Below are 24,301 nucleotides of genomic sequence, written 5' to 3' on the forward strand. Positions count from 1 at the left end.
AAGAGCTACCGGAACCAATAGTTAAGAATTAGATATATGGATAGCAGCAGCAACCCGTTAAAATGTTAATGTTGGTGCTGCATCTTTCGCAAATTCCAAGAAAGTAACTGCGCCACCCACTTCGATATCTTCTACAAAATCTGCTTTTGTTAAGCCCATCACGTCCATCGTCATTTGACAAGCGATGAATTTCACGCCTAACTCCTGTGCCATTTCTACTAATTGTGGGATTGCGGGAACTCCAGAATTAGCGAATCCTTCTGCAAAGTGCTCCTTGCCTGCTGGCATTTCAAGTCCGTGCATACCTTGCTTATGAATAAGGTTTAACCCTTCAAATGTGAAGAAGATCGCTACCTCTTTTTCAGAAGCTGCTGCCGCTGTTGCAATATTAAATACTTTATAGGCATCAAATAATCCACCATTTGATGCAATAATTGCTACTTTATTGGACATATTATTCTACCTCTTTCTGTAATTCGCCTTCGTACCCTGTCATCCCAGGTAAGACGTTATAAATATTGTTAAAACCTTCTTCAGCTAATTGCTTCGCTGCTAAATCGGAGCGAGTACCTGTCCGGCAAATCACATAGATTGTTTCATCTTTGTTCAATTCAGTTAAGCGTTCAGCTAATTCGCCCATTGGGATTGACTTTGCACCTGGAATATGACCAAATGTATATTCCGCAGCCTCGCGAACATCTAAGATTAAACCTTTACCATTTAAAGCCTCTTCATTTGAAATTGTATGTTCAAATGTTTTTTCAACTGCTTCGCTTACTTCAGGATTGCATTTACGAATATAGTGATAGAACACTCCATTCTCTTCATGTGAACCAATATATTGATGACCAACTGTTTTTGACCAAGCCGCTAAGTCAGCCACTGAGCCTTTATCTGTCGCTTGAATTTCTAATACTTGGCCTTCAGCTACTTCGTTCATTGCCTTTTTAGTTTTTACTATTGGCATTGGACAAGCTAAGCCTTTTGCATCTAACTGTACATCCGATTTAACCATATGAACTCTCCATCCATACCTACTAGGGTATTAATATTTTGAAAAAAAATTTACCTTTACTTTACTTCGCCATTCCAAGCGAGCATTCCGCCATCCATGTTCGTTACATCAAAACCATGCGATTGTAAAAGAGCTGTTGCCTTACCACTACGACCACCCGAACGACATACCATAATATAACTTTCTGATTTATCAAGCTCGTTCATTTTAAACTCCAACAATCCTAGCGGAATATGAATGATACCTGGAATATGTCCTGTTTCTACTTCATCCACTCCACGCACATCTATTAACTTCACCGCTTCTCCAGCCTCTATTTTCGCTTGTACTTCTTCTGGTTGAATTGTTTTCATATTTTTCTCCTCCTAATATGCACTCATGCCACCACGTATTTTCGTTACTTTTGTATAGCCTAATTTTTTTAACTGTTTACAAGCCTGATTTGAACGCATACCACTTTGACAAATGACAAGAATTTCTTTATCTATTGGTAGTTTCGAAAAATCTGATCCAAGGGGTATATTTTTAAATTGGCGAATGTTGCGTGCTTTATATTCACCGGGTGTTCGTACATCAACAAATACTTTATCTTTATCATTAATAATTGTTTTAAGCTCTGCAGTCGATATAGAGTTTACCCCTTTTGTTGGCATTATACGCCAAACAAAAAATGCGACCACAATTGCAATTAAAATAGCTATCTTCATATATGTCACCTCTTATATAAATAAATTCACGGTACCATCTTCTGCATCTGCTAAATATGCTGCAACACCTGCGTACTGAATACCATCTAATAACTCTTCTTTTTGAAGACCCAGTAAATCCATCGTCATTGTGCAAGTCACAAGTTTAATATCTTGTTCTTGTGCCAATTCAACAAGCTGTGTAAGCGTTAGAGCATTATGTTTTTTCATTACATGCTTAATCACTTTTGGTCCCATGCCTAGCATCTGCATGTTTGATAAGCCTAACTTTTCCGCACCTCTTGGCATCATTTTTGCAAACATTTTTTCTAAAAATCCTTTTTTCAGCGCTACTTGTTCTTGTTTACGTAGTGCATTGATACCCCAGAATGTATGGAAGATTGTCACTTCATGATCATACGCAGCTGCTCCATTTGCAATAATGTACGCTGCCATTGCCTTGTCATAATCTCCACTAAATAAAACGATAGTTGTTCTTTTCTTTTCCATATTATCCCCTTACCTGTATAGGTATTTTTTATTTGAAAAATAAAAAGTCTTATCGACTTTTTACTAGTAGATCCACTGCTTGCTTAACTATTGCATTTTTGTCTAAAGTATCTGCATTCTCTTTTGATAAACATTCCACTAAATTATCCGTGACAATAACACCTATTGTACGATCCACTGCAGAACGGACTGCACTTAGTTGTGTAATCACATCTTTACAATCTTTCTCTTCTTCCATCATACGTAATATCCCTCTAAGCTGACCTTCCATCTTTTTCATTCTTGCTGTAACCTTTGCATCGTATTCCAATATCTCACCTCATTTTAATTTATTTCTTCATCTATCTCGCATTTTACTACCCCTTAGGGTATTTGTAAATATTTTAACTTAAGTGCTTTCAAACAATACTTTTAGTTACGAGCGAAATAGATGATTGAAGCAACTGAACTCAATACTACTACCCCTATGGGTATATGTCAACGCATAAATTTTTTCAAATATTCTCTTTCAACTTCATCTTCCCTTACCATTTTATTTCTCAGGCAATAAATGGAGTTCCGGAAACTGCTACCAAATTTCATAAGAAATGCTACCCATAAAGGTAGCCAATTGTTTCACTAAAGAACCCGCGTTACCAAGTTATTCTGAGTATAACTTATAGGAGATAGGGACCGTTTTTTAATTTTTTTAAAGGTGAACAAGATACCTCAATAAGTAAGTTTCTTTGACAGATAATACTGTTGATTATCTTTATTAGGATGTTCTTCTATTACGCCAACTACTTCATAACCATATCTTTGATAGAAATTTGGGGCCTGAAAGCTAAATGTATCTAGTTGAATGAGGTTGCATCTGTTCTCTCTAGCGATTTCCTCTATATTATGTAATAACTGACTACCATATCCTTTACCTCTAAGAGATTCATCTACCCATAAAAAATCAATATGTAAGTGATACCAAAAAATCGTTCCTGTAATGCCTCCCCAAATTTTCTCTCTTTCATCTCTAAGGATAAAGCTAATGTTTTTAACTGGGTGTTTTACTTCATCTGGCAGCTTAGAAAGATTGTGTTCAATTACCTTTTTACGAATATAATCACTGTCTTCCTGTTTCCACTGCTGAGTTATTTTCATAATTTTTCCTCCATATAAGTTTGTGAATCATTATTTTACAAAAACAAATATTTTGTTTGTATCATTTCATATAAACTAGAGCGTTATTCAAGATTTATATGTCTATAATTCTTTTTGAATTGTTTTAAACGTTGACGGACTAACGTTTATTGTTTATTTGCCTACAAAGTAAATAATAAAAATAAACCCATTTATTACTAATGCTGATAAAGGAATTATGACAAAAATTACAGAGATAACTAATTCTCTTCTGATTCTATTTGAATTAGCTTTAACAATACTAAATAACGAAAATAGTATTAAAACGAATATAGTTAAAGTGCTAACTAACAAGATGCTTTGATTCATTTCCCCAGTTAGCTTTGCTATATCCTCCACCAAAAAAACTGCCAATAACGCAACAATCCCCAATATAAAGGATGCCATGAACCATTTAAGGAATGTATTTATATTGCCCACCTCTTCAATAATTTACATAGATTATCTTATTCAACACAATTGCAAAAATCTGCTGCATAAGTTGAATTAATATAAAGGCACATCAATAGTCATACTCGATTACAATAGGCGTTGAAGAAGTGAATTCAGTTAAAACCTAATCATTCAGTACAACTAGAGTGTCTCATCCAATTTCTGAATCTTTGAATCTGAAATTAAATAAACATTGCCTAAAACGTCTATTTTGTCTTCCTTTACACGAACTGCGCAATCTTTGTTCGACGCATAAATGTTAAGTTCTTCCGAAAGGAGAGATAGTTCTTTTTGAACCAGTGCAATGTTATTTTCAAGATCAAAATGAGACAGTATGGAGAAATTGTCAAGACCGATCCCATCGTAAACAGAGCTTGCTTCCACTTTATATCCAAAGTTTTTCGAGCATAACCATTTAGCGGACATGTTTATTGCACCAGCGCTTGCCCCCATCACAACGGCGCTGCTTTTTTTAATCGAATCCGATAAATCATATTCCATCAAAAAACCATTCTGTTTAAGAGTATCCCCACCTAACAAAAAGATGACCGATGCATTTTGAATTATCGTTTTGGCCTCTTCCTTCTGTACCCGATAATTAATTAAATGATATTCATCAAACATAATGCCAGCCTGCTCAAGCCACGAGCGTTCCGTAGAACCATCATCTTCATAAATAGATGGATTCGAGCTAATCATAGCCAATGATTTTCTATCAGTTATATCCTCCAGTAGCACCCTACTCAGATTCTCTGGAAAGAAATTGTTAAACCACCCTAAATAATAGTGAGTTTTCATAAGTACCTCCGTAGCAAGTGTAAATAATGCATATTCATTGTGTCACTTACTGTATTTTCTTATTGATTCAAATCCCCTGATTATAAGAAGAAAAATTACTGGTAATTAGGTATGTCGTATCCCATAACCTTAATAAGTTTCACTTATACTCCATTTTACTTTAAAGTTGCCTTTTACATCATCGCCTGTTACAACCATTCTATAAACTCCAGCTTTTTGAACCTCCAATTTCAACACTTCCTCACTAATTTCAGTCAATCCTACTAACTTATTTTTTCCGTTTAGCATATAAAACCCATGCCCTCCATCGTTAGTTGGGTTGAAATCATAGGACAAGGTAATAGTTTGATCTGTCTTTGCTAGAATAGGTATTTCATGTTTCCCATTAAAGTGGTCAAAAGTTGCTGTATATGAAGTTTCACTTTTCACTTCAATCCATTGTTCCTTTTCCGTAAAGTCCACATCCATTAGAATGATAATAATTAATGGCACAACGATAGAAAACACATATTTAAAGGACTGGAAACGGAAAGATAATAATGTTCCAACATAAAATATTAAAGAACATAACGCTCCGATTGTCCCAGCAAATAACATAAAAGAAACATCCATCGTTATGATAAAAAAACCATAACCTGCTAGAATATATAGTAGGATTTTCACTGTTAAACTGGAGTTTGGAACTTTAAGTACCCACAAGTCAATCAATAGCGAACACAAAATGCCATAACCAAAAACGATTATCCAAAGGAACCCGCTAGAAATTCCATCTACAAATTCGTACATATCTTTTCCAAACGAAAGTAACAGATAAATAGATATAACAAACAATAAGAACCCTGCACCAGCTAATTTTGTAATTAAATAAGAAATTGCTTTAATTAAGTTTATTTTTAGCGTCATCCCAAAATACTCCTCTAAAAACACAAGTTAAAATGACCATGAGTCCTTTAAATTAACCTGCCACGTTCATTTAAGTGTAACTTCCCAAATTATCATAAAATAGATCACGTTACCTTCCCATAAATGCGGACTGAATTGCCCCTATCCATTTTCTATTTTAACAACGTAGCAATTACGTTAGATGTTAACTTTTTTTAGTTTTGAAAAATCTAACTATTATTAAGACTATCCCAGTTATGAAGAAAACTAAAGCATTAGCCAAAAGGACCATTGCGATAAATGCAGCTGCGAATGCAGAACCTTCGTGTGTATCAGTGGGATCAACCACTCTGGAAATTTTTAAAAATATTGACCCTACTGTAAACCCAATAATTGGAACAAGTAAGACCATAATGATCCCAGAAATCCATAAAGACAATTTATTGTTCTTGTGTAAATGGATAGCTGTTCCATCAAAAAGTAATATCAATAACAAAAGAATTAACCAAACTAAACCATCTCCACTCAACTTACCCCACCACTCTCCATACTACTTCAATAAAAGACTAAATTTACACCCCTTTTTGTTTTATGAATCTACCGGACTTGTTCTCCTAAACCACCATCGTCTCGTATTTCAAACTTCCCAATTTTTCCTGGTTCAGCTAGAATTGCGGTACCTTTTACTTCGTGTTGGGAAACTGCTCCAGTATTATTCGTATATTCTACCTGAGCGGTAAAGTCATAAAACTTAGGAGTGTTAATGTTCTCACTTTTTGTTACTTGTATATTTCTAACCTTCATCTTGTATCTAAGATTTTCGTCAAAGCCTAAATATCCATAATGATATTTAAAAGCTATTACATTCGAAATAAGGGAATCATAAGCATTATCCGTAAAGTAAGGTCTATAAGTTTTTTTCACTAAGTCCTCGTATGCACGCCATTCGTCTGATACCCCCGACTCTTCGACTCCATTTACTTCATTTGCTTCAGGTGTGTTGCTACCTATTTCGGTCATTTTTTTATCGATATTTTTGACAATAACCAAATATTCTTCGTTCGGAACTGTAAATTCCGATTCAAGAACAGCTTGGACTGCTATTATATTTTTGTCTTCTGAGGAAACAACCGCTTCTACTTGGGGTTCAGTATTTTCTTCCAGACAGCCCGTAAACAGAAAACACATGCTTATCAAGAATAAGTTGCCTCCAATTTTTTTTATTTGTTTAATAGACATATAACTCCCACCACGATTCTTCCAAAGTTAAATTTATATTCTGATGTTAAATGAAATACGTTATAGAATTAGAAAAGTTCCATTTTTCTGTCTTATTACATTTGGATAATCCAGAGGCTTTTCTTTTTTAAAACTAGCATTGTTACCTCAACCAATGATTTGAAATATAAAAACACCTCTTATTTCAAATCTATGCCAGATTATAAATAAAGAGGTGCTTAAGTTGTACATTTAATTAGTATTTCCCATTTTTATACTTCATTACAGATCCCATTATCAATTAATTTCCTTTTGAGTGTAGTTAAACACTATAAAAAAACAAGAAAAAATGCTCACTCCTTCTCGAAGTAAAGCACTCATCAATGAAAATGTATTATAAAAATAACTTCACATTTTGAATAAACTCATAAATAAAATATGCTGCAAAACCAATTAATAAAGTCCCTGATACTATTGTTAACCATTTAATCATGTTTCGATTTAGTGCTTTTCGAGTGACGGATATAATGCTGAGTAATCCAATATCATGTAGCAAAATTCCACTTAAAATACCTAACGCAACAATGAAAAAGTGACTTTCATCGGTTGCATAATTTTTTGCAAGTACTACTCCAAATACATTCACCCAAAAAACTAGATTACCTGGGGATATTGCCACAAGAAGACCATTCTTGTATGAGCTAAAAAAAGATTTTGTTACTCTCTCACCCGATAAAGTGATATCTTTATCTGCGTTTTTTATTGAATCATAACCCAAGTATAACAAAAACACAGCTCCAATAAGCCACATGGGAATTTGAATGATAGGTAGCGCCAAGATAGAAGCAAGACCTGTTGATAGGAAAATGATTAGTGTAATATCAATTGTCATACCACCTAATCCTACTGCCCATCCGTGTATAAATCCATTTTTCAACCCTTGTTTAGTCATTTCGACAGTGATTGCACCTACAGGCATTGCGATGGCAAGCCCTACCATTACATAAGCAAAATACAAACTCAAATAACCACAACTCTCATAAGTAAATATAGCCTCTTCTGTCCGTTTATAAGAATTATTATACAGATGAATATATATCTAATTCAAGCCCTCATTCAACCAAACTGTAACGTTAGATAAAAATTCTAAGTAAGCTATTCATATACATTTAAAATTATACTTTGAGAGATAATGCTTACAATTTCAGATATCGATAAAGTCCCGTCAACAATAATATCGGAATTCGGTTTTATGGTATTAAGCATCTCAAGATAACCCTGTCTGCCTTGTGAAATATAGCTATTCATATCCAGTAAAATTGTTTTTCCACCACCAGAAACCGCAGCAACAGCAATGACAAGTGGATGCTTTGCTTTCTTCATAAACTCCACCATTTTCTAAATTTTACTATTAAACTACCTTGCCGCTTTGTTTAAGAAGAAAAAATGCTTTACTCCTGTTGGAAATAAAGCACCAGTTTGAGCAACAAGAAATCCTACTAATCTAAACATCCGCAACCCCATGTAGTCCACAACTCTCTAGTTTTGTTATCCGTTAGAATGGACATATAATCCTTTTGAATTTAAAATAACTTCTGTAATGAAAAAGCAATGCTGCGGTTGTTATAATGGTGTAGGTCACAGACGTAAGGAAAACAATATTCGGAGAAAACTCAAACTTTTTCTCTTCCATTCTTATACCTGTGGAACCTTGTATACTCATATCCAAACGTCTAGTACTAAAACCATCGCCTTTAGAAGTAAAAAACCAAATTACAGCGGTAGCGGCTAAACCAATAAAACATGAATAGTCAATGAATTTTGTATGCGTAAAATATGTAATACCAAAACTCAAACCTATTAAAAATAGAATAGTAATAACACTAGTTAGTAGTTTTCGGATCAAAACGAATTATCACCTCTCATAAAATTTTATATATCTAAATATTCTTTTAATATATACGATTAAATAACTACTTGGTTTCATAAATTTTTAGACCATCTATACTCCTTCGTGAAGTTAAGTACCCATTAGTAAAGGATCATTTATATATTAACGAAAAATCTTCGCTATTTCCGTTCCATTCTACTTTTATTACTAACTCATCGTCTACACTTATAGATGGGCTATTCGATATCGGTAAATCTTTTTGATATATTCCTTCTTTACTTAGAGAAGTATTAATCTCACTAAAATCAAATACACTGTTATCTTTTGTTTTAACAGATTAACTAAAAGCTTCTATATTCTGCATGCCATGCCCTTTATAGTTTATTTGAATATGATATGTTTCGTCACTAGCAGTCTGATTAACAGTTACTTTGGAGGACCAATTCTCACCTTCTCCAACAAACATTATGTTATTCTTATTTGATTGGCACGCAAACAATAATAAGGTTACTAAAAATATAGCTACTAAAGTTAATTTTTTGACAAAAATCATCCCCCTCAATCACTAAGTTTTTAGCACAGTTCCCCTATTCCCCTTCCTAAATCTGCTCCTTTAAAAAGAAAGAAGGCTTAAAGTTCGTAATTCAATGATCTCACTTTTTCATTTCCTTATTATTTGTTTATTAATTCGATTTTTGTTCCATGACCAGACCCGGGTAAACTTGCATCCATGGCGTCATACCAAACTTTTACTTTGTCTCCTACTTCAATACCAGAAATTTCTGTATCAAAGCCAAAGTATGATGCTTGTAACGATTTTGAAATGACCTCTTCTTCAGATAGAATCATTGCATCTCCCTGTAGTTCTTCATAAATAAAGACTTCACGATCGTCTACCTTAGCCACAATGCCTTCCATGACCATTTCATTATCCTTGCTCTCTTCTTCACAACCAAAAATAGTAACAACTCCGAAAACTATCAAAAGGAATAGATATAGTCTTTTCACATTTAGCCCCTCCCACTTTAGTTTGTAAGAAAAAAGGCTTTACTCCTTCTTGAAGTAAAGCCTCCCTTAGGTTATACAGAAATAACAACACAATAATTGGCATATAAATGAAGTGACAATAAGTAATTATTTCTTACCTATTCCTTCTAAAAGTATAGGTGCTATATTTAGTAAGTTAGAAACAATTGTCAAAAACCATAATGCCCTTTCCATACTAGGTACTACATCCAATAAAGCTGCCCAATCTTCCGTATTTACCCATTGGGATACAAGACTGTATTCTGAACAAAGTGTTAAGGCTGTAAATGATAAGCCTATCGCCATAGCAAGCTTATAATCCTTTCCTACTGTATACATATAAAGATTTATAAGAGTTGCTACTACTGCAATAGCCCCAAATATTATCCACATAGCTTTGCTTCCCCCTTTAATTCTCTTATTTTCTACGATAAGTATTCCTTCTTAACTAAACTGCTTCGTTGGTTCAATAAGAAAAAGCTCTCCAACAGACCGCCACTCGTTCAACTAATATACTTTTTAGTTGAACAAATGCTTACTTCTTAGAAATGCTTACTTTTCACGATTCATCACTACGCCAGTTTATGAATTTACAGGTTTAAAGTTAGACACAACTTCATGTTCTTCTCGATACATCCACCTTTACCAATAACACCTTTCTTTTGGTTAGGAATATTTAAAATAAAAGCTATAATTCTATCTCCCATTTTTACCGTCTACATCAATAGACGGTAAAATTTTCTATTGGTTTCAGAACATTCCATTATTTCTTGAAAATATTCCTACATAGCCATGCGGTATTCACTTGCTTATTCAACTAATCTGCCACTTTGATTCAATAAGAAGTTACGTAAAATACTATATAAATAACACCGTTCTATTATGAACGGTGTTATTTTTTACACTATTGATTTAATTAGCTGAGAACTCTATTACTTGATACTTCTATACCTTTAAAACATTAGTACCCGCTTCCCTGACCATTTTTGGTAGCAATTAAAATAATCTTTAGCTAAATTAGCACCGTTATTTACAGTCACTTAAATTCACCTCTAACAATTGGATACATCAGTTCCACAACATGATTGTGCAGAATTTTGTGTTACCAAACTAACACTACATACACCAGTTTCCGGTAAATCTAGTTCTACCTTTTTAGCCGATTCAAAATCTCCAGTCAAATGGGCCACAATAGATCTAACTTGTTCATAACCAGTTGCCATCAAGAATGTTGGAGCTCGACCATAACTTTTCATTCCTACTATATAGAAGTCTTTTTCGGGTTGTCTTAATATCTCTTCCCCATGAGGTCGAACAGTACCGCAACTGTGAAGGTTTGGATCAATTAATGGAGCAAGTGCTTCGACGCTTTCTGTAGCAGTATCTATGTTTAGTCTGATTTCTCTTTCAAATGAGAAGTCTGGGCGGCTACCTGTGTTTGCAATGATTTCATCAAAGGTAGAAAGTGTTTGTTCAACACCTTCTGATTCTCCAGTGATTGCGATTCCATCTTTTGTTTTATTTAAATGATGAATAAAAAATGAGGTATAGATCTTTACTTGACCAGCATCAACTAATTGGTGAATACGACTTCCCAACTCCCCTCTTGCTTCCAGAGCATCTTTATCTTCTCCACCATAAGCATCTTCTACTGTTTTCTTTCGCATAATCCACGAAATTTCTACATCATCATCTAACTGTGATAATTCTAAAATCGTGTTTATGGCTGAATGACCTCCACCAACAACAGCAACTCTTTTACCTTTATATTTTTCCTTTTGCTCTCCTTTAATATCTGGAATACCATAATATATATGTTGTTTTAATTCTTTCTCTTCTTTAGTCCAAACATTATCAGCATTTATCGGATTTGGATGTGACCAAGTTCCCGTAGCATCTATAACTGCCCTTGCTTCCATTCTTTTTGATACTCCATTTTGTTCCAGGTATAAAACAAAGGACGATTTTTCACGATTAGCAGATTTCATTTTATCTAACCCTTTTTTACTGATGAAATCAACTTTTGTATTTAGTAATAGAAAAGGTTTTATTTCAGGTAAATTTGCTAAAGGTATCAAATAATTGTTAACTAATTCACTTCCCAATGGAAGGTCATCTAAAACAGGTGCTTTCCAAGCATGATCTTCTAGAACTTTTTTAGCTATCTTATCAATATTGTATTGCCATGGTGAGAATAACCGTACATGTCCCCAGTTCAGGATATTACTCCCAACACTATCACCTGACTCGATTAATATAAAACGTTCACCGATGTTAGCTAAATGAGCAGCCGCTGCTAAACCTACAGGACCAGCACCTATAATCGCTATTGGTAATTCCTTGTTTAAAGTTGATGCTATATCTAAATATTTTTTTGCAGCAGGTCCGCAGCATCCACCAGAGGTTACTTGTTTCAGTTCAATGTTTTTCATTCTCCATACCTCCATTATTTTATTTACATGTTCTCATTAATTGTATTTTGCAAGTAATATATATTTTTTAAAGCAATACTTAAATTGCTTATATTAAAGGTGTACAACAAACACTTGATTTAGACATGGCTTGATTAAGTAATTTAATAGAACGAATAACTGTTTCTTTCTCAAATTCATTCATATGCGAGAATACTTCCTCTAAGTATTCATTCATTGATACATCAATGGTTGTAGCGACAAATTTACCTTGTACTGTAAGGGATAAAAGATATACCCTTTTGTCTGAAGCAGATGGTGTTTTCTTTACTAAATCCATTTTAATTAGTGTCTGAATTTGCCGACTAAAAGTAGTTATATCCATTGCTATCGTTTCTGCAATTTGTTGCATCGATGGTGTAGTTTGCTTATCTATTTCATAAAGAATGTGACTTTGTACCAGTGATATATCCACGGTTCCAACTGAACAACAATTTTTATTAAGAAGTCCAAATCTGCGAGTAAGTACTTGAAATAGTTCACGTTTGTTTTCCATGTTTTCACCTCTATATAATATATACACCGTTTACTTGCAAAGTGCAAGAATTGACTTTAAGATTTATTAAATACTCAGCTGCTTCATCTTCTCTTGCATGGTTGGCTAGAATCCACCTAGCCAAAAAGAAAAAATGATTCCCATCATCAGTATGATCGGAACCATTTTTATTCGGATTATTTCTACTGTCTATTAGTAAATTCCGTTCCCTCAACGAAGCAGCATGACAAGAAGGAACACTTTTGCTTCCCGATTTAGCTGGTAAGAAATAGTATATTTCACTCGCGTATTCTTTTATCATGTGGCAATCACCGGATTCTGTTGTTTGATCTCTTTTATGGATAAATGTACAGTATAATTCCCATACTCGAGAATTGTATCCAGAAAAAGATTTAATTGCTCTTGTGAGTTAACTTTTATCTTTACATGATAACAGGCTTCTCCAGATACGCGGTGAACTTCAACTACCTCATTGCGATCATTCATTAATTGTATAAACGAATCATGGTTTGCTGTTTTCATATAAATAATGACAAACGCAGTATAAGTAAGTCCTAATTTCATCTCATCAACTATTAAAGAGTAAGCCTTAATTACACCACTTTCCTCTAGTTTTTTTATACGGTTCCCTACTGCTTGGCCCGTCATATGAATTTGTTCACCTAGGTCTTTCCATTGAATACGTGAATTTTCGGATAATACCCGAAGAATCTGATAATCAGTATTATCTAGTTCCATATTAAATTCCTTTCACCATGAAAATTTTTAAGATAAAAGCATTTCGTCAACATATCGATAAAAATCAATATACGTTCTATGATTATAGTGTAACAAAATACTTTAAATGAGGTGTAGAATTATGAGCATAGCTCTAATTATTGTAGATATTCAAAATGACTATTTTCCAAATGGGAATATGGAATTAAGCAACCCTGAAAAAGCAGCCACTAATGCGGCGAAAGTGCTTGAATGGTTTAGAAAGAATCACAAAGATAACATTTTCCATGTTCAACATATCGCAGGTGATCCAGCATTAGGATTCTTCCTCCCGGGTACTGTGGGAGCTGAAATACATGAAACTGTTCAACCATTAGAAACTGAAAGCATCATCACCAAACATTTCCCTAATAGCTTTTTAAAGACCGAATTAGAAAGTAAATTAAGTGAAAGTGGCGTAACCAAGGTAGTAGTATTAGGCATGATGACTCATATGTGTATTGATGCAACTGTCCGAGCGGCTGTGGATCTAGGCTTTGAGACGACACTTATTGAAGATGCGTGTGCAACACTAGAATTGTCTTATAATGGCAAGGTTGTTCCCGCTGAACAAGTTCATCATGCGTTTGTCGGTGCGCTTAACGGAATGTATTGCGCTGTAGAATCGACCGAAGATTTCCTGCAAAAAAACTAACAAATCATAAAGAACATTTAAATGTAAAACTCTTGTCCAGATGCTATTTTTTTCTGGACAGTTTTTAAACTTGAAAGATAAAATAGATGGATAGTAAGGAATGGATATGAATTTATATATGAAAGGCAAAAGGAAATGATGCTCAAGTAGGTTCCATATCTAAGTTTCTAGCTCTCTGAGAAATAGCATAGTAATAGTTTCAGGTTTTTTTCTTTACCGATATAAAAAATAGTATATGAAGGATTAGAGGCGGTTATCTCGTAACTAGCTCGCCAATTCTCCCTTCTCCTTGAGAGGTCAACACTTTCCCCTTCTCACTAAACGCTACTCAAGATATCAGCCCAAGTGAAATTAAAATTTTATTTATTACTTTCCTTAATGATATTGAACCAAATGTTTGTTCAACTAAATTGCATCATAAGTTAACAAGAAAAAAACTTTACCCATTCTTGAAGTAAAGCACCCGAGATTTCTAGACGGATAAAAAATCATTTATACACTTTCCATTCTTGATAACACTCAGCATAATAATTAATAATAAGAATGATAGAACATCTATGCAGCTTTTATATCTCTTTAACTAAAGCACTCCGTTTTCCTAATATGTGTTGTATAATAGTGGTAAATATACACCCGGAGGTTTTTATTTGAAAAAGTTATTAGTGTTATTATTATTTTTCGCAACAGTATTTATACTAGCTGGATGTGGTGACGTAAATCATGAACCTACCGCTATTGAATCTACTATTGGGTCAATTATCAAAGATGAATATAAGGTATATGAAGATAAAGGTATCTTCTTAGTTAAAATATACGACAAAGATATTAATGAGGGTTCAAAAAATGCTTTGTTAAAAAATACTAAGGAAATGTTAGCAGGCTTATCGAAATTAGATCAAGTGAAAACTGTGGAAATTAAATGGTATTCACCACCATTTACTGACCAATCCGATAAGGAACCTTTTGAAGAAATATTAGCAGTAAGGTTTGAGGCTGATACGTTTGCAAAGGTGAATTGGGGAAATTATAAGAAGTTAGATTTAGAATCAATTGCAAACAAATATAAACAGAATGATACATTAAAAGATTAATAAAAAGGCATTGGTAAAGATAAAGGTTGGTTTAAAAATGTTCATAAAAAATGAGCTGGGAATTGTCTTACAACCATAAATGAGAACCAAGATTTAAACTCTCCAACAATTACTAATTGGTGAAGTTCGACTGTTTCCCCTTCATTTAAAGTTGCAAGCTTTTTACCATTATCTAGCGCCTTTGATTTTCCGTCGTTTTTGCGTTAATCCTTCTTTGGATCAATGCCTCGATAGATATAAAGAATTCTTTCATCTAAAACCAATAGCCTTTCTTCCCAGGTAAGTTGAAGAGAAAAAGCACAGTAGACAAGCATTTAAAAGCATATCTACTGTTCATTCTAATTAATCAAACTAAATTGTTATTCCTAACTAACTTCCCAGCCATTTATTTAATATCTATAATTGTACAACCACTCTTAATCAAAGAAATTGACGACGATAATTAATGCTACCTTTTCAAACTTAAATTTCTAATTAAGTCTTGAATATTCTCAGCAATATACTCAAAAGTACCTCTTTCAAAATCTTCTAATTGAACTATTCCACTATCGTTCTCGACAACGACTAGTAACCCATTTCCCTCAATTCCAATAGGTATCTTCACTAAACTATCCCCGTGATTATTTTTATATCCTCTCAAAGACTCTCTAAAAGAACTTATTTCTTCATTCGGAAGGACCGGTTCTAATTTTATATAGTGCTCTTTAAAAAAACCATCTAAGTCAGCAAACCAATATGAGTTAAAATAATCAATTATTGATTTATTCAAATTTACTTCAAATTCATCTTCTAATCTTTTATAATCTTGTGAAACATTCATTTCTATAGGTTTCCATGAGATATATTCTTCCTCATCAACTTCACCTTCATAAATTATTAGATTTCCATCATCATTATTTACTGGTGTTTTAAATAAAAAATCTAAACCTTCAGATGCTAACTCTTTCCTCTTCTGAAAATATATATTCATTGCTTCTTTTGTTGACAAATTTATCATCCTTTACTTATTTATAAATTTTTCAAGTAAATCAGCGTATTCACTATCATTCCCCCATACACCAGCAGTTTTTTCAACATTATGAATTCCACCTGTTCCTGGGTTAGGGTCAGGAATATATTTCTCTTCTAATTTTGTCAAATCTGCATTTCTATATGGTTACGTGATAAAGACTATTATTGGAAGAAATAATCAGCAAACATCCAGAAAGCCTTTATTTTTGTTGCCAATAAAAAAGTATTTGAACAAAAAATAGAAAATGATGAATCCTACGAACGTGACATTAAGGGTATCAAAGATGCTCATAGGACGGACTACAAGCCACAAGTTCAACTTTTGCAAACTACAGATGATACTGAAGAAGGAGATATATTAGTCTTTAAACAAGTTAGATATACAGTTGAATAAGATAAGTTTTCATGTTAGGCATTTGGTCAGAAGAATTGAAAATATAGATCTTCTTGACGCTTTCTCGTTAATTGATAAAACATAACTTGCTGATTATAAGTCCTCTTAAAAATTGAAGGCTTTTTAACTTCGCAATATGTGTCAAATGCGACATAAAAACTCCTATTTTCTTCTTAAAGGGACACCCTACTAATAACTATTTCTCTGTTTACTCTGTGTACTTCTTATGTTCTTCCCTAACAAAGTTAATAGCCTTTTCAACAGTTAATATATTTTCCTTATGCCAATTTTCACCCATTTCTCTTACCAACGGGTGAACCATCCCAATGCTACTAAAAATTGCAACATAATCAAGTAATATATTTATTACGCCATCTTTTAATCCAAATAACTGCAAATCCTTAACAAGCTTTATATCATCCTCTGTAACAGTACCGTAGCGTTCATTAATAATATCAAAAGGGGTTGTAGTTTTAACCTGTTTTACATACCACTCATCTGGTGTCATTCCTGTTTTGTCTTTAAATTTCACCTCAAGTTTTGCATTCCATTCCTCTATTGTTATTCCGTGTATTTCTTTAAATCGTTCTTCTGGTGTCGTCCCATGTATTACTTTACCTTGTACTTTTCCCATTCGTTTTTTATCTTTCATCTTCCCCGTTTTAGCCTTATTTTTTTCTTCCAGTTTCGCATTCCATTCCTCTGTTGTCATTTCCTTTACTTCTTTATATCGTTCTTCGTCTGCTATTCGATGTATTTTTTTATCTCTTTTTTTATCTTTTTTCATTCCTTTACTCCTCAATGCAGTAGTTTTAAGTTGTATTTTTGCACGTATTTCCTTTCCCGATCTAATCTTCTTACTTTAGTTCAATAAGAAAAAAAGCTTTATTCCTAGTATCTTTAAGTGACACATTACTCATTTCTAGTCCTCCCTAAAACAAATCTTGAATTTTTTACGTTTGGCTCAGTGGAATATGACTCTCGCCCAACTTTCTGTTCTCTCACAGAGTTCACTTATTTGTTTAAAGGAAAGTTCTCCAAATACTCTTAACGTAAAAACTTTCTTATAAGGCTCTTCTAAGCGAAGTAACAATTAGGAAAATGGAAAGTCTCGCCCGTTAGAATGAGAAAATCTAATGAAAATTTATTTCCAAAAAAGGAAGTTTGTTAAGGAGTATAGAATATATATAATAATACCAAAAATGGGGGAACTAATTTGAAAAGTGAAGTTTGTGTTATAAGCATTTATGTGCCCAATTTAAACAAAGCAATCGACTTTTATACCAATATTTTAGGTTTTGAATTAAGCAAACAATATAACCCTAAGCTTGCGTCACTTATACACGGAGAGTTACCACTTATTTTAGAAGAGAACGATAATGCAACCTATACTCAAGATATATCAGGAGTTGTATTAGGATTGCTAACTGAAGATATTTATGAAAAAGTTAAATTCTTAAAAGAGAGAGAAGTGAATTTTGTTATAGACGAACCAACTAATTGTCCTCCAGGAAAATATATTAGTTTTAGAGACCCTTTCGGAAATGTTTTAGAATATCTCCAATTTGAAAATTTGTAACAAGTATGAAAGTGTTACGGTTGTCGGGGATTTTGTGAAATTATTTTCCCCGTTACTAATTTGTGCATTATAAGAGAATTCTATAGTTTATAGAAAATAACTCTTCTAAAAAACCTTTATATTTTTAATTGGAGTAACTAATATACCAAGTTTAGATAGTTACAAAAAGGAGGCTATCCTAATGAGTAAAAAAGAAATCTTGCAAAATGGAGTCAACCAAGTTTTTTACGAAGAAGAATGGTACCCACCAATATCAGAAGCGTTAAAGAATCTTACCGCTGCACAAGCATGTTGGAAACCTGATGGAATGGCCACTAATACGATTTGGGAAAATGTAAACCATTTACTAATCTTTAAAGAGCGTTTACTTTCCCGCTTACTTCAAGATGACACATTTGTTGTTCCACAAAATAATGATGACACATTTGTCCAAGGTGGACCTAATGAGGAAGAGGCTTGGCAAGAAACAGTAAGTCGAACGTTTCACGTCCATGATGCCTTACAATCTTCATTAACATCCCTTCAGGAAGCACAATTAGATCAACAATGTCCTTCTCTGCCAGTTTGGCAACAATATCTAAATATCCTTTTGCATGATGCCTATCATACAGGACAAATTGTACAACTTCGTAAACTACAAGGTTCATGGCCAGCTAGGCGCTCATATTTATAAAAGATACTGCTAGAATTGCTTGATTTCGTACGTAACAAAATGATTTAAAAGCAAAACTAACTGTACATCAAATAAAAGCCTGATTTCTCAGTATTAAATTGAGAAATTGGGCTTTTTATTAATCCATAATACCATCCTTTTATTCATTTCAGTCATTGCTTCCATCGTTCCTTAATAGATTATTTATGTTTTATAGATATCAATAGTTTCGATCGTCAGTATTATTGACTAACCAGCGACTTTCATTCAATAAGAAAAGATATCTTATTCCCTTACGATAACGTTCGTTAAACAAGATGATACAACCTCTCTAAATTCTCAAGTTCCCAATCTTTTTACATAACTCTTTAGCTCTTTCAGACAAAAAAAACTTCTGATACAAGTATTTGGCTAATTTTGACCTAAGAAATTCATCACTACAGTAGAACAGAAAAGAAGATAAAAGAGAAATAATGAAGTAAAAGTTGAATATTTCGCTACCAGAAAGTAAAGCTGGAGTTACAACAAACAAAGCAGCTAGGAATAAGTGCATAATTAATGCCAAAATTACTCTAGGAAAAGATTTTAGTTTTTTTGTAACAAAATCAGAGAAAACAGATGCTGGTACTCCATAAATTAAAAGAATTGGAAATAGATAAATACCAACTATGATTGCAAGACCTGTCTGTCCTGAGAATGAAAAACTTACCATAACCAAGACACAAGCCATTACCGCGGAGATAAGCTTTCGAATAATTATGTTACTCACCCCAATCAAAATAATTACCTTTTGAATATACTGATTAGTTATTTCACCAATCGTCCTCAGAATTCCTTCTTAAACTAAACTGATTACGTTAGCCCATTAAAAAACGGCTTTACCTCTTCTTGAAGTAAAGCCTGTTCGTTTAATAAGAAATATTTGATTCAAGTGTAAAGTTTACACTTGCCCACTCCCCCTCACTTTTATACAAGTCATATACAGCTTTACGGTCCGAAAGCGGTTCATCTATCCAATTTAGCAGGGTTCGAATAATAGATTCTTTATCTGGAAAGTTCGGGATATACACTACGTTCTCCCTTTCACAAAATAATATTAGAGTATTTTGGTCATGATCAAGTCCACTTGCTCATCATCGCCCATATAAAAAGAGTGAGCACCCGTTTGCAAAAACCCTTTTTTCTTATAGAACGCAATGGCATTTTCATTTTCTTCCCATACGCCAAGCCAGATTTTCTCTTTCTTCTGTACTTTCGCGATTTCCACTGCTTTATTGAGTAGATGCTTCCCTAACCCATGTTTTTGGAATTTCTTCTTCACATAGATACGCTCAACTTCAAGTGAGTCATCACCCATTGCTTCCGATTGGGCATCACCAGTATTAGTTTTGAGGTATCCAGCGACTTCCTGATTATAATAAACAAAAAAGAATTGTGAAGACTGATTGGCCAATTCTTGTTTTAGTTGGTTCACGTTGTATGCCCTTTCCAAATAGGCATTTAGGTGTTCAGGGGAATTATGGTCCTTAAAAGTCTCGGTAAAGGTTTCCACACTGATGGCCTGGAGGTCTAGTGAATCTTCAAGAGTACATTTCTTTATCGTCATCAAATGAGGCAACTCCTTTAGTATATTAATAGTGTCTTTTGTTCCCCTTTTTAACTAATTCCCAGTCTTTTTCGATATTTTTTCTGATTCGGTGCAAAAAATCGAAAGTGGTTTCTGCATCTTTTTCAGAAAATCCTTCTAATGCAACATGGTTGGAGTATTCATTTTCTCTTTTAATGAATGGGTAGACCGTATTCCCTTTCTCCGTTGAATATAGTTTTTTGATCTTTTTATTGTTCGCGGCACCTTTTTTCTCAATAAAGCCGTTCAACTCTAGTTTTTGGATAGCACGAGTTGCCGTTGACCGGTCCACTTTAATCATCTCTACTAACTGTTCCTGGATAATTCCCGGGTTCTCACATATCCTCACCAGGTACAAGTACTGGCCTTTTGTTAGTTCAAACTCTTTGAATTCTATGTTGCTGATGGAATCCAATGCCCTAGCAATCATGCCAATTTCACGCAAAATTTCTTTCATAAATAGCTCCTCCGTAAATATCTTTGTTGTAAATGCAATAATTAGATCTACATTCATCTTAAACTAATATTGTTGCATTTGCAATAAAAATAATGATGTAGAGCTTGATTAATGTGAAGTATATTTATTATATAATAGGAATTTTAATGTTAACTTCCAATATCATTAACGATACTCTAAATACGGGACTTATATCTACCCCTTAGTGTAAGAAGATAGATTTTCATTCTAATATTGTGTATAATACAAGTTAATTGCATACATTAAATGTTTTCTAGGGTTCCGCAACTATCTATGTTGGTCTGGTCCGAGAGAAAACTCACAGCTATGCTGTGTCACGGAAGGATAAAAGCCTGGGAGAAACTGTTTTCATACAGTTATCTCTTGGGCTTTTTTTGTTTTTATAGAATATAAAAGGAGTGGTTATTTAAATGAATACAAACTGGTTTAAAGTAGTACTCGCTGCTTTCTTCGAAGTTTTTTGGGTTATTGGATTAAAACATGCAGATGACTTTTGGACTTGGACTGGAACTGTTATTGCTATTATCGTTAGTTTTTATTTAATGATTATGGCTGGCAAAAAACTGCCTGTTGGGACTGTCTATGCGGTTTTTGTAGGACTAGGTACAGCCGGAACAGTTTTTTCGGACATCGTATTTTTTGGTGAACCATTTAAAATAGGAAAAGTTATTTTAATTTTAGTTTTATTGGGAGGGGTAATTGGTTTGAAATTAGTTACTAAAGACATCGATAAAGAAGGAGTTGAATCTTAATGACGTGGGTTTCTTTGGTTGTTGCAGGCTTATTTGAAATGTTTGGTGTTGGTATGATAAATAAATTGCACAATGACCGTAATTGGCAATCATTAGTTCTATTAATTTTCGCGTTTGGGGCTAGTTTTATGTTTCTTGCTTATTCAATGAAAACACTTCCTATGGGAACAGCTTATGCAATTTGGACAGGAATTGGTGCTTCTGGTGGGGCAATTTTAGGTATGCTATTATATGGGGAATCAAAAGATTGGAGAAGACTAGTTTTTATAGGGATGGTCTTAGGTGCTGCAATTGGTCTAAAAATCGTCTCATAAATGAGCTTATAGATTGTTATATGAAGAAGATAATTTGTTTTAAAACAAATTATCTTCTTTATTTTTATTTTTATTGAACTAAACTACTGCTTTAGAATTGCTTTTTTCAACAATTCTGCTTCTCCTTCTTGAAGTAAATCACACGTTAGCACAATAAAAAAAGACCAAAGAATGGTCCTTTCTTATGAAAATATTCTATCGACCTATCACTCGCTTACATTTTTTATAACTGCCATTTCCTTACCGAACCTATCACCATTATCAATAAATCCCAAACTCGAGTATAAATTATGTGCTCCTAAGTTTTCAGGGTGATAGCCTACAACAATTTTTTGGGGATTCGGTAATTTAGCCATTTCTGAAATCATTAATTTGGTTGCAGCTTTACCGATACCCTTGCCTTGGTATTCCCCATCCACCATTATTCTATAAACCCAATAGCCACCAAGTTCTTCTTGAACTGAATTGTACATCAAAAAACCAACTATTTTATCTTCAACATAAATAGCATATGGCTTTAATGTAGGCTCAAACTTTGACTGAGCTATTGATATAGCATTGGGCTCCATGTATTCTTTTTGTTCTGTTGATCCCTCTAATTCGCAACATTCGTACCAGTTTTCTGCATTTAATTCTACGATTTTCACATTTTCAATACTCATAATTTTCCCCTTTCAAAATTTGGGGAAACGCTAAACAACTTTGTTAAGAAGTCGTTATCCCCTTGTAATCATTAATAATATAAATTCTTTTATTCGTCATAATGAACGCCTCCTCTAAAATAATTTAACTTTCTTATTCAACTAACCTGCGGCTTTAGTTTAAATGTAACATTTCACAATGCATATCTGAGATCAATTTAATATTTTGTACATAGAAATAGACCATCGAAAGGATGGCCATATTTTGCTAAAGCACACGTTAGTTGAAGAAGGGATGCCAATATTGTTTAGCCAATAAATTGACTAATTTACTACTTTCCCTTTGGCATTCAATATTTTAATTTCATAAGAGTCAATATTAGATACAGAATTTAGTTCCTTAGAATGAAGGATTTCATTCACTGCCTCTTCAATTTCCATTGCTAACTTATGTGCATCTTTACCTGAACCTTTTATTGAAGTTTGAATGCTAATGGATTTTTGATCCTCATTTTGATACTCAGTATTTAAATTTTCGTATACATCGTAATCTTTAAGACCTTCCATTAAAGTCAATGCTATATCTGAAAGTTCTTTGTTAATATTTTCAGTATCTACGGTAACGAAAGATAAATCCATTCTTTCTACAACAACTGTATAGTCCTTTAATGCGGAAGATTTAATTACATTTTTTGCAATGGACTCAATATCCTTTTTGACTGAATTAAAATATTCTTCATTCTCTTTAACTTGTATCTTGAATTCTTTCTTTGAAGTCGTTTTTACACCAAATTCCAACTTATCATATTTCTCATGGACATTTTCAGTTACCTCGTTCAATGTAGAAAAATGTAGTTCATTTTCTTTAGTAGAGAAAGGTACTGGTTCCTCCTTATTGGCAATAGCAGTATCAACTTCTGAAGGTTTATTTAACAGGCTAAATGAACCTATTCCCACTATGAGTATTCCAGTATTAATCAATAACCTTTTTAACATATAATCCCTCCTTTTAAGAAGGTATGTCATAAACACAGCAAAAAGTCTCAAAGAAAAACACAATGTCCTTCTTGAAGTAAAGCACCCATTAGTTGAAGAAGAAAAGTGAAGCTTATACAACAATTGCTCCCTATTCTTGAATACTCCTTCACTATTTATCCTTAGAAATTTATATACTCTTCTCTGCTACTTAATTTGATTAAAAACGGATATAAAAGAATAAAAATAACGGTTAAAATGGGAAATAAGCTCAATAAGAAAGCTCCTGACATATCAAAAAAAATTTGAAAAAGAAGTGGCAATAAGACAATGGTAGTAAGAAAACCAATTTTTGTTTTGGACTTTTGCGTTTGATATTGTTTTTCCCCACAATATGGGCAAGTCATTACAGGATTTAATGTCGTCGTTTTTTTAATCGTCTGCTTCCAGTTCCACTTGTTATGGCAATTATCGCAAGTTGGCATTTTAATCCCCTCCTTGTTCTGCTAAAGCACCCGTTAGTGAAAAACATTAAAAGTATTGATGAAAACAAAAAGGACTAAAGCAGATACAAAAAAAATATTACTGCATTTGTCTTTCGTTTCTCTTTTAGTTCAAAAATCCCTGCAACCAGTGCCAGTGCACCAAAGAAAAACATTATATAGGACATGACCTGATTTTTACCAGTTATGAATGAGTACACTGATAAACTGAATACAATCCCCCCACAAATAGCCATCAGTACCACCACATCTGGTTGTTACTTCTCCATGTATAT

Annotated in this window: 36 protein-coding genes, 1 pseudogene and 1 riboswitch; of the genes and pseudogenes, 8 read left to right on the top strand and 29 right to left on the bottom strand. The window is 33.5% G+C overall.

Translation table 11 applies throughout. The features are described from left to right. Positions 1-57: 57 nt before the first annotated feature. The 20 genes from MKX39_RS09605 to MKX39_RS09700 form a co-directional block, all read right to left on the bottom strand. Complete coding sequence (locus MKX39_RS09605; RefSeq protein ID WP_093533944.1) at positions 58-453, bottom strand: DsrE/DsrF/DrsH-like family protein; 396 nt, start codon at positions 451-453, stop codon at positions 58-60. Position 454: 1 nt separating this feature from the next. Further along, positions 455-1,015 carry a sulfurtransferase TusA family protein gene (locus MKX39_RS09610; protein ID WP_340762391.1) on the bottom strand — a complete coding sequence of 187 codons (561 nt, stop codon included), beginning with the start codon at positions 1,013-1,015 and terminating at the stop codon, positions 455-457. Between the two features lie 56 nt (positions 1,016-1,071). Then, positions 1,072-1,368 (bottom strand): rhodanese-like domain-containing protein, encoded by a 297-nt coding sequence (locus MKX39_RS09615; protein WP_340769363.1) that lies wholly within the window; start codon positions 1,366-1,368, stop codon positions 1,072-1,074. 12 nt (positions 1,369-1,380) lie between these two features. Next, positions 1,381-1,722 carry a rhodanese-like domain-containing protein gene (locus MKX39_RS09620; protein WP_340769364.1) on the bottom strand — a complete coding sequence of 114 codons (342 nt, stop codon included), beginning with the start codon at positions 1,720-1,722 and terminating at the stop codon, positions 1,381-1,383. A gap of 12 nt (positions 1,723-1,734) precedes the next feature. Next, positions 1,735-2,211 carry a DsrE/DsrF/DrsH-like family protein gene (locus tag MKX39_RS09625; protein ID WP_340769366.1) on the bottom strand — a complete coding sequence of 159 codons (477 nt, stop codon included), beginning with the start codon at positions 2,209-2,211 and terminating at the stop codon, positions 1,735-1,737. Between the two features lie 49 nt (positions 2,212-2,260). After that, the gene (locus MKX39_RS09630) at positions 2,261-2,521 is read right to left on the bottom strand and encodes a metal-sensitive transcriptional regulator (protein ID WP_093533934.1); all 261 of its coding nucleotides are present in this window, start codon (positions 2,519-2,521) and stop codon (positions 2,261-2,263) included. Positions 2,522-2,919: 398 nt separating this feature from the next. Further along, positions 2,920-3,345, bottom strand: a complete 426-nt coding sequence (locus tag MKX39_RS09635; RefSeq protein ID WP_340769367.1) for a GNAT family N-acetyltransferase — start codon at positions 3,343-3,345, stop codon at positions 2,920-2,922. A gap of 612 nt (positions 3,346-3,957) precedes the next feature. Next, the gene (locus MKX39_RS09640; protein ID WP_340769369.1) at positions 3,958-4,614 is read right to left on the bottom strand and encodes a Type 1 glutamine amidotransferase-like domain-containing protein; all 657 of its coding nucleotides are present in this window, start codon (positions 4,612-4,614) and stop codon (positions 3,958-3,960) included. A gap of 129 nt (positions 4,615-4,743) precedes the next feature. Beyond that, complete coding sequence (locus tag MKX39_RS09645; protein WP_340769370.1) at positions 4,744-5,517, bottom strand: hypothetical protein; 774 nt, start codon at positions 5,515-5,517, stop codon at positions 4,744-4,746. A gap of 184 nt (positions 5,518-5,701) precedes the next feature. After that, positions 5,702-6,025: an ABC transporter permease gene (locus MKX39_RS09650; protein ID WP_340769372.1), complete on the bottom strand. Its 324-nt coding sequence runs from the start codon at positions 6,023-6,025 to the stop codon at positions 5,702-5,704. 68 nt (positions 6,026-6,093) lie between these two features. Next, complete coding sequence (locus MKX39_RS09655; protein ID WP_340769373.1) at positions 6,094-6,735, bottom strand: hypothetical protein; 642 nt, start codon at positions 6,733-6,735, stop codon at positions 6,094-6,096. A gap of 373 nt (positions 6,736-7,108) precedes the next feature. Continuing rightward, a complete protein-coding gene (locus tag MKX39_RS09660) occupies positions 7,109-7,738 on the bottom strand; it encodes a LysE family transporter (RefSeq protein ID WP_340769374.1) in 630 nt (209 codons plus the stop codon). A 131-nt stretch (positions 7,739-7,869) separates the two neighbouring features. Continuing rightward, the gene (locus MKX39_RS09665; protein WP_340769375.1) at positions 7,870-8,097 is read right to left on the bottom strand and encodes a hypothetical protein; all 228 of its coding nucleotides are present in this window, start codon (positions 8,095-8,097) and stop codon (positions 7,870-7,872) included. Positions 8,098-8,942: 845 nt separating this feature from the next. After that, entirely contained in the window at positions 8,943-9,158 is a 216-nt protein-coding gene (locus tag MKX39_RS09670) for a hypothetical protein (RefSeq protein ID WP_340769377.1), read from the bottom strand. A gap of 119 nt (positions 9,159-9,277) precedes the next feature. Next, positions 9,278-9,613 (bottom strand): DUF3221 domain-containing protein, encoded by a 336-nt coding sequence (locus MKX39_RS09675; protein WP_340769378.1) that lies wholly within the window; start codon positions 9,611-9,613, stop codon positions 9,278-9,280. 126 nt (positions 9,614-9,739) lie between these two features. Beyond that, positions 9,740-10,024 (bottom strand): hypothetical protein, encoded by a 285-nt coding sequence (locus MKX39_RS09680; RefSeq protein WP_340769381.1) that lies wholly within the window; start codon positions 10,022-10,024, stop codon positions 9,740-9,742. Positions 10,025-10,683: 659 nt separating this feature from the next. Then, the gene (locus MKX39_RS09685; RefSeq protein WP_340769383.1) at positions 10,684-12,063 is read right to left on the bottom strand and encodes an NAD(P)-binding domain-containing protein; all 1,380 of its coding nucleotides are present in this window, start codon (positions 12,061-12,063) and stop codon (positions 10,684-10,686) included. Between the two features lie 88 nt (positions 12,064-12,151). Continuing rightward, a complete protein-coding gene (locus MKX39_RS09690; RefSeq protein WP_340769384.1) occupies positions 12,152-12,598 on the bottom strand; it encodes a MarR family winged helix-turn-helix transcriptional regulator in 447 nt (148 codons plus the stop codon). Positions 12,599-12,608: 10 nt separating this feature from the next. After that, on the bottom strand, positions 12,609-12,899 hold the full coding sequence (locus MKX39_RS09695; RefSeq protein WP_340769385.1) for a hypothetical protein: 291 nt from the start codon (positions 12,897-12,899) through the stop codon (positions 12,609-12,611). Next, complete coding sequence (locus tag MKX39_RS09700; RefSeq protein ID WP_340769387.1) at positions 12,896-13,336, bottom strand: Lrp/AsnC family transcriptional regulator; 441 nt, start codon at positions 13,334-13,336, stop codon at positions 12,896-12,898. The genes MKX39_RS09695 and MKX39_RS09700 overlap by 4 nt, the downstream gene beginning before the upstream one ends. 121 nt (positions 13,337-13,457) lie before the next feature. Here MKX39_RS09700 and MKX39_RS09705 point away from each other — a divergent pair, with 121 nt between their 5' ends. Beyond that, positions 13,458-14,009 carry a cysteine hydrolase family protein gene (locus tag MKX39_RS09705; protein ID WP_340769388.1) on the top strand — a complete coding sequence of 184 codons (552 nt, stop codon included), beginning with the start codon at positions 13,458-13,460 and terminating at the stop codon, positions 14,007-14,009. 647 nt (positions 14,010-14,656) lie between these two features. Further along, positions 14,657-15,100 carry a hypothetical protein gene (locus MKX39_RS09710; protein ID WP_340769389.1) on the top strand — a complete coding sequence of 148 codons (444 nt, stop codon included), beginning with the start codon at positions 14,657-14,659 and terminating at the stop codon, positions 15,098-15,100. A 448-nt stretch (positions 15,101-15,548) separates the two neighbouring features. Here MKX39_RS09710 and MKX39_RS09715 read toward each other — a convergent pair whose 3' ends face one another. Continuing rightward, positions 15,549-16,070 carry a SecY-interacting protein Syd gene (locus tag MKX39_RS09715; RefSeq protein WP_340771399.1) on the bottom strand — a complete coding sequence of 174 codons (522 nt, stop codon included), beginning with the start codon at positions 16,068-16,070 and terminating at the stop codon, positions 15,549-15,551. A 30-nt stretch (positions 16,071-16,100) separates the two neighbouring features. Then, positions 16,101-16,238: a hypothetical protein gene (locus tag MKX39_RS09720; protein ID WP_340769390.1), complete on the bottom strand. Its 138-nt coding sequence runs from the start codon at positions 16,236-16,238 to the stop codon at positions 16,101-16,103. Positions 16,239-16,310: 72 nt separating this feature from the next. On the opposite strand from MKX39_RS09720, the pseudogene MKX39_RS09725 reads away from it, so the two are divergent. Further along, positions 16,311-16,505, top strand: a pseudogene (locus MKX39_RS09725) (hypothetical protein); the annotation flags it as partial. A gap of 208 nt (positions 16,506-16,713) precedes the next feature. Here MKX39_RS09725 and MKX39_RS09730 read toward each other — a convergent pair. Continuing rightward, complete coding sequence (locus MKX39_RS09730) at positions 16,714-17,292, bottom strand: hypothetical protein (protein WP_340769392.1); 579 nt, start codon at positions 17,290-17,292, stop codon at positions 16,714-16,716. A gap of 177 nt (positions 17,293-17,469) precedes the next feature. Further along, a complete protein-coding gene (locus MKX39_RS09735) occupies positions 17,470-17,598 on the bottom strand; it encodes a sigma factor-like helix-turn-helix DNA-binding protein (protein WP_445678021.1) in 129 nt (42 codons plus the stop codon). A 123-nt stretch (positions 17,599-17,721) separates the two neighbouring features. Here MKX39_RS09735 and MKX39_RS09740 point away from each other — a divergent pair, with 123 nt between their 5' ends. The 3 genes from MKX39_RS09740 to MKX39_RS09750 all read left to right on the top strand — a co-directional run bounded on the left by MKX39_RS09740 (position 17,722) and on the right by MKX39_RS09750 (position 19,371). Then, the gene (locus MKX39_RS09740) at positions 17,722-18,084 is read left to right on the top strand and encodes a VOC family protein (protein ID WP_340769393.1); all 363 of its coding nucleotides are present in this window, start codon (positions 17,722-17,724) and stop codon (positions 18,082-18,084) included. Between the two features lie 181 nt (positions 18,085-18,265). Next, the gene (locus tag MKX39_RS09745; protein ID WP_340769394.1) at positions 18,266-18,757 is read left to right on the top strand and encodes a DinB family protein; all 492 of its coding nucleotides are present in this window, start codon (positions 18,266-18,268) and stop codon (positions 18,755-18,757) included. 464 nt (positions 18,758-19,221) lie between these two features. Further along, a complete protein-coding gene (locus MKX39_RS09750; RefSeq protein ID WP_340769395.1) occupies positions 19,222-19,371 on the top strand; it encodes a hypothetical protein in 150 nt (49 codons plus the stop codon). A 461-nt stretch (positions 19,372-19,832) separates the two neighbouring features. Here the strand turns inward: MKX39_RS09750 and MKX39_RS09755 are convergent, their stop codons facing one another. Next, a complete protein-coding gene (locus MKX39_RS09755) occupies positions 19,833-20,342 on the bottom strand; it encodes a GNAT family N-acetyltransferase (protein WP_340771402.1) in 510 nt (169 codons plus the stop codon). Between the two features lie 25 nt (positions 20,343-20,367). After that, entirely contained in the window at positions 20,368-20,820 is a 453-nt protein-coding gene (locus MKX39_RS09760; RefSeq protein WP_340769396.1) for a MarR family winged helix-turn-helix transcriptional regulator, read from the bottom strand. 263 nt (positions 20,821-21,083) lie between these two features. Further along, positions 21,084-21,182: riboswitch (guanidine-I (ykkC/yxkD leader) on the top strand. Positions 21,183-21,251: 69 nt separating this feature from the next. On the opposite strand from MKX39_RS09760, the gene MKX39_RS09765 reads away from it, so the two are divergent. Continuing rightward, entirely contained in the window at positions 21,252-21,593 is a 342-nt protein-coding gene (locus tag MKX39_RS09765; protein WP_340769398.1) for a DMT family transporter, read from the top strand. Beyond that, positions 21,593-21,907: a DMT family transporter gene (locus tag MKX39_RS09770; RefSeq protein WP_340769399.1), complete on the top strand. Its 315-nt coding sequence runs from the start codon at positions 21,593-21,595 to the stop codon at positions 21,905-21,907. The genes MKX39_RS09765 and MKX39_RS09770 overlap by 1 nt, the downstream gene beginning before the upstream one ends. Before the next feature lie 206 nt (positions 21,908-22,113). On the opposite strand, the gene MKX39_RS09775 is transcribed toward MKX39_RS09770, so the two are convergent. The 3 genes from MKX39_RS09775 to MKX39_RS09785 all read right to left on the bottom strand — a co-directional run bounded on the left by MKX39_RS09775 (position 22,114) and on the right by MKX39_RS09785 (position 24,008). Further along, on the bottom strand, positions 22,114-22,569 hold the full coding sequence (locus tag MKX39_RS09775) for a GNAT family N-acetyltransferase (RefSeq protein ID WP_340769401.1): 456 nt from the start codon (positions 22,567-22,569) through the stop codon (positions 22,114-22,116). A gap of 303 nt (positions 22,570-22,872) precedes the next feature. Next, on the bottom strand, positions 22,873-23,544 hold the full coding sequence (locus tag MKX39_RS09780) for a hypothetical protein (protein WP_340769402.1): 672 nt from the start codon (positions 23,542-23,544) through the stop codon (positions 22,873-22,875). A 161-nt stretch (positions 23,545-23,705) separates the two neighbouring features. Next, entirely contained in the window at positions 23,706-24,008 is a 303-nt protein-coding gene (locus tag MKX39_RS09785; RefSeq protein WP_340769404.1) for a TIGR04104 family putative zinc finger protein, read from the bottom strand. Positions 24,009-24,301: the final 293 nt, after the last annotated feature.

Source organism: Psychrobacillus sp. FSL K6-1464 (assembly GCF_038003145.1).
GTDB classification, from domain to species: Bacteria; Bacillota; Bacilli; order Bacillales_A; family Planococcaceae; genus Psychrobacillus; species Psychrobacillus psychrotolerans.

Excerpts from the sequence above, each read along its gene's own strand:
- MKX39_RS09690 (WP_340769384.1), bottom strand. The coding sequence starts at position 12,598 with ATGGAAAACAAACGTGAACTATTTCAAGTACTTACTCGCAGATTTGGA.
- MKX39_RS09620 (WP_340769364.1), bottom strand. The coding sequence starts at position 1,722 with ATGAAGATAGCTATTTTAATTGCAATTGTGGTCGCATTTTTTGTTTGG.
- MKX39_RS09695 (WP_340769385.1), bottom strand. The coding sequence starts at position 12,899 with ATGATAAAAGAATACGCGAGTGAAATATACTATTTCTTACCAGCTAAA.
- MKX39_RS09785 (WP_340769404.1), bottom strand. The coding sequence starts at position 24,008 with ATGCCAACTTGCGATAATTGCCATAACAAGTGGAACTGGAAGCAGACG.
- MKX39_RS09765 (WP_340769398.1), top strand. The coding sequence starts at position 21,252 with ATGAATACAAACTGGTTTAAAGTAGTACTCGCTGCTTTCTTCGAAGTT.
- MKX39_RS09610 (WP_340762391.1), bottom strand. The coding sequence starts at position 1,015 with ATGGTTAAATCGGATGTACAGTTAGATGCAAAAGGCTTAGCTTGTCCA.
- MKX39_RS09760 (WP_340769396.1), bottom strand. The coding sequence starts at position 20,820 with ATGAAAGAAATTTTGCGTGAAATTGGCATGATTGCTAGGGCATTGGAT.
- MKX39_RS09645 (WP_340769370.1), bottom strand. The coding sequence starts at position 5,517 with ATGACGCTAAAAATAAACTTAATTAAAGCAATTTCTTATTTAATTACA.
- MKX39_RS09745 (WP_340769394.1), top strand. The coding sequence starts at position 18,266 with ATGAGTAAAAAAGAAATCTTGCAAAATGGAGTCAACCAAGTTTTTTAC.
- MKX39_RS09615 (WP_340769363.1), bottom strand. The coding sequence starts at position 1,368 with ATGAAAACAATTCAACCAGAAGAAGTACAAGCGAAAATAGAGGCTGGA.
- MKX39_RS09715 (WP_340771399.1), bottom strand. The coding sequence starts at position 16,070 with ATGAATATATATTTTCAGAAGAGGAAAGAGTTAGCATCTGAAGGTTTA.
- MKX39_RS09755 (WP_340771402.1), bottom strand. The coding sequence starts at position 20,342 with ATGACGATAAAGAAATGTACTCTTGAAGATTCACTAGACCTCCAGGCC.
- MKX39_RS09665 (WP_340769375.1), bottom strand. The coding sequence starts at position 8,097 with ATGAAGAAAGCAAAGCATCCACTTGTCATTGCTGTTGCTGCGGTTTCT.
- MKX39_RS09685 (WP_340769383.1), bottom strand. The coding sequence starts at position 12,063 with ATGAAAAACATTGAACTGAAACAAGTAACCTCTGGTGGATGCTGCGGA.
- MKX39_RS09700 (WP_340769387.1), bottom strand. The coding sequence starts at position 13,336 with ATGGAACTAGATAATACTGATTATCAGATTCTTCGGGTATTATCCGAA.
- MKX39_RS09705 (WP_340769388.1), top strand. The coding sequence starts at position 13,458 with ATGAGCATAGCTCTAATTATTGTAGATATTCAAAATGACTATTTTCCA.
- MKX39_RS09680 (WP_340769381.1), bottom strand. The coding sequence starts at position 10,024 with ATGTGGATAATATTTGGGGCTATTGCAGTAGTAGCAACTCTTATAAAT.
- MKX39_RS09655 (WP_340769373.1), bottom strand. The coding sequence starts at position 6,735 with ATGTCTATTAAACAAATAAAAAAAATTGGAGGCAACTTATTCTTGATA.
- MKX39_RS09625 (WP_340769366.1), bottom strand. The coding sequence starts at position 2,211 with ATGGAAAAGAAAAGAACAACTATCGTTTTATTTAGTGGAGATTATGAC.
- MKX39_RS09730 (WP_340769392.1), bottom strand. The coding sequence starts at position 17,292 with ATGAAAAAAGATAAAAAAAGAGATAAAAAAATACATCGAATAGCAGAC.
- MKX39_RS09780 (WP_340769402.1), bottom strand. The coding sequence starts at position 23,544 with ATGTTAAAAAGGTTATTGATTAATACTGGAATACTCATAGTGGGAATA.
- MKX39_RS09670 (WP_340769377.1), bottom strand. The coding sequence starts at position 9,158 with ATGATTTTTGTCAAAAAATTAACTTTAGTAGCTATATTTTTAGTAACC.
- MKX39_RS09775 (WP_340769401.1), bottom strand. The coding sequence starts at position 22,569 with ATGAGTATTGAAAATGTGAAAATCGTAGAATTAAATGCAGAAAACTGG.
- MKX39_RS09635 (WP_340769367.1), bottom strand. The coding sequence starts at position 3,345 with ATGAAAATAACTCAGCAGTGGAAACAGGAAGACAGTGATTATATTCGT.
- MKX39_RS09605 (WP_093533944.1), bottom strand. The coding sequence starts at position 453 with ATGTCCAATAAAGTAGCAATTATTGCATCAAATGGTGGATTATTTGAT.
- MKX39_RS09640 (WP_340769369.1), bottom strand. The coding sequence starts at position 4,614 with ATGAAAACTCACTATTATTTAGGGTGGTTTAACAATTTCTTTCCAGAG.
- MKX39_RS09770 (WP_340769399.1), top strand. The coding sequence starts at position 21,593 with ATGACGTGGGTTTCTTTGGTTGTTGCAGGCTTATTTGAAATGTTTGGT.